A 2776-nucleotide genomic window follows, 5' to 3' on the forward strand; every position below is an offset into this window, starting at 1 on the left:
TCTCCTTGCCCGTTCGAGATGAATCGGCGGGGTCGCCGCCGAACCGGGCGGGATCGGTCAGCATCGGGATGACCCTGTGGTAGCGGTAGAAGGAGTCGGGCCAGCCGTGGAGCAGGAGGAGCGGCGTCGGGTCCGGCCCCCTGGAACGCTCATGGATGAAGTGAATCCCCACCCCGTCGACCTCCGTCCTGAAGTGAGCGAAGGTGTTGAGCGCGGCTTCGTGCCTGCGCCAGTCGTACCGGTGCTGCCAGTAGTCGACGAGGTCTTTCATATACGGAAGAGCGGTGCCGTACTCCCAGCCGGCACCGTCATCGGGCCACCGGGTGTTGGCGAGCCGCCGGCGCAGATCGTCGAGGGTCGCCTCCGGAACGGCTATGGTGAAGGGTTCGATCTTCATGCGGTCGGTCCTCCTTCTTGTGCTCAGTTCTCTCCCGGCGGTGCGGCATGCTGGGGGGGTGTGGACTCTGGAGGGTATCGCTCGCATATATGTATTCTTCCGGTACCTTACGCGCAAAAAACGTGGAGAGGGGTTCGTTTGGGGGACTACTCTTTTGCCTTTCTCTTTGCGAGAACGGTGCTCTTTTCAATCGATCTCTGCAGGGGCTGGACCATGTAGGTGGGCATATTCTTCACCACTTCCCGCCTGATGCCGGGGATGCTCATAATGAGAGAGGTCGCCCGGGTGCTGATCCTCTGCAGATAATTCCGGGTGGGGAAGTCATACAACCCGTGCTGCCGGTAATACCGGTCATCCGCCTTGAAGACCGCCCGCATTCCTCTCCAGATCTCATCCCGGAAGATTTTATGGCCGCCCACGGCAGGGAAGGTGGCCGGTGCGATATATCCCCGGTCCGAGAGCCTCACGGAGCGTTCGGCCAGGGCGTACAGGGCGGCATCGATCTCGGCCGGGTCTCCCGGCTCGTTGGTCACAATCCCTGCAAGGTTGGCTTCTTCCGTCATCACCAGGCTCGTGAGAACCTCCCGGAGATTCGCGAGATAGCCAAGCGATCCTTCCACCAGGTATGCGATCTGCTTTCCCTCAAATGCCGGCACATGGCCGTTGTAGAAACTTCTGTCGAAAAATTGCTTCCAGGTAGCCGAGAAGAAGCGGTCCCGGACGGTCCCGGCGATGACCAGAACATCCGCCGGAATGACATACTTCTCCCAGAATGCTCTAAACCCGTCGTCATAGATACAGGTGTTGTCGAAGGCGCACCGGCAGCATCCCAGGCAGGCACCTTTCATCATGGAGTCCTGGATGTGGGCAACCTGGATCGGATCTGCATAACACGCCGCGAGCTCGCCAACCATCGCCTCCAGGTCGGAGCCCGGTTCCGCATCGTGCAGGATGACCACCCGTTTTCCGTGGGTATCCACCGTGACCGGCGGGCTCATTGGGATATAATGGGACGGGATTGCGGGTAGCAGTGGGAACTCCTTCCGGATCGGTCGCTGTTTTGCAATCGCCTCCAGGAAATCGGAGAAGAACTGGATAAGTTGCTCCTGAGATGCTTCCTTTTCGAGATCCTGCATGTGAGCCGAGTAGAAACCAACATAGCGCATGCCGAGGTCGTCGCAGACACCGTGCAGGTAGGCATGAGCGGTGTGATCAAAGTAGTGAATGGAGGTGGTGAGCGCAGCGGTATACTTCCCCGAAAACGTCTCCATTGCATTCCGGTCGCCTACCAGTTCGATGAAACGCTTCAACTGGGCCGGGACCAGCAGGCAATAGACCGGAGTTGCCCAGAGCACACCGTCGCATTCCTTTATCGCGGCAAGCAGCCCGTTCCAAACCTCTTCCTGCTGCTCAATCGTCCTGATCTCTCGCCCCACATGCGCCACGGAGAAGGTATGCTCCGGAAATGCCTGCTCAAGAAACCGAACATACTGCAGGGTGACGCTCTTCTCTCCCTTGGGGCTCCCGGAAATGACACAGATCTGCATGGTCCCGTCTTCCTCCGATAGTTATTCCCCGGGTGTCTGCTCAGATATCTTCATGGCCGTGGTATGGAATGCGTCTGCCTCGACGGCGGCGATTCCCCACCGCCCGTCTCCCACCACCTGCAGGATGCCGCCGGACCGGATCGGGAAGATCTCCGGTGCTCCTTCCGGGATAACAATCTTGCCCCGTTCACCGGCCTTGATCGTGCCGAAAACGTGGCTTCCCGTTGTTCCGCCAGTGCCTGCCACTCGGGTTTTATATACTGATGTGAAACAGGTGAACGGATATACCTTGCGGAGAAAAGGAAGGGGATTTTGGCGGTGTACCGGCCATGTGTGTCGGATGCGCCAGTAATTTGATAAAGAAGGCTGAATTTGACTTTTTTCGATGATGGCGGGTTTCATCGGAATGGTCTCCGGGGAGAAGGATGATATGGATTTTCCGAAAGGATTTCAACAATCAGGCACCTGAACCGATGCGAATACAGTCCTGGAGACTAGTGCAACGATTCCCAATTACCGGTACTCTCAACGGAGGAGTGTATTGACCTTTTTTCACACTATCCGGGGGTTTGCATCCCGGGAGACGGCTTGTCCCCGGTATCCCCACGTACTGCCCCACCCCCCATGGCGATAGCCACCACGGTCCAGTACACGGGGAGATCCCGGGGAAGAACCAGTTTATGGCCGATTCTTCCCGGTCTTTCGGGAATCCGGCGTCAGCGCCGCTCCCCGGGCACGGCTTCCCACGGGATATCGCCATGACTGCCCTCGCCCCCGGGAGGGGGCGGGGGAGGAGCGCGAAGCGCGGGCGGAGAGGAACTGTCGGGTGACA

At 58.8% G+C, this 2776-nt stretch carries 3 protein-coding genes; all 3 read right to left on the reverse strand.

Translation table 11 applies throughout. The features are described from left to right. Positions 1–397 (reverse strand): epoxide hydrolase N-terminal domain-containing protein (locus BP846_RS12940; protein WP_292396216.1); only part of this gene is annotated, 397 nt, incomplete at its 3' end. Positions 398–543: 146 nt separating this feature from the next. Beyond that, a complete protein-coding gene (locus tag BP846_RS12945) occupies positions 544–1944 on the reverse strand; it encodes an NAD(P)H-dependent oxidoreductase (protein WP_292396219.1) in 1401 nt (466 codons plus the stop codon). Between the two features lie 21 nt (positions 1945–1965). Next, a complete protein-coding gene (locus tag BP846_RS12950) occupies positions 1966–2346 on the reverse strand; it encodes a hypothetical protein (protein WP_292396222.1) in 381 nt (126 codons plus the stop codon). Between the last annotated feature and the right edge of the window lie 430 nt (positions 2347–2776).

This window comes from Methanoculleus sp. UBA303 (assembly GCA_002501655.1).
GTDB lineage: Archaea > Halobacteriota > Methanomicrobia > Methanomicrobiales > Methanoculleaceae > Methanoculleus.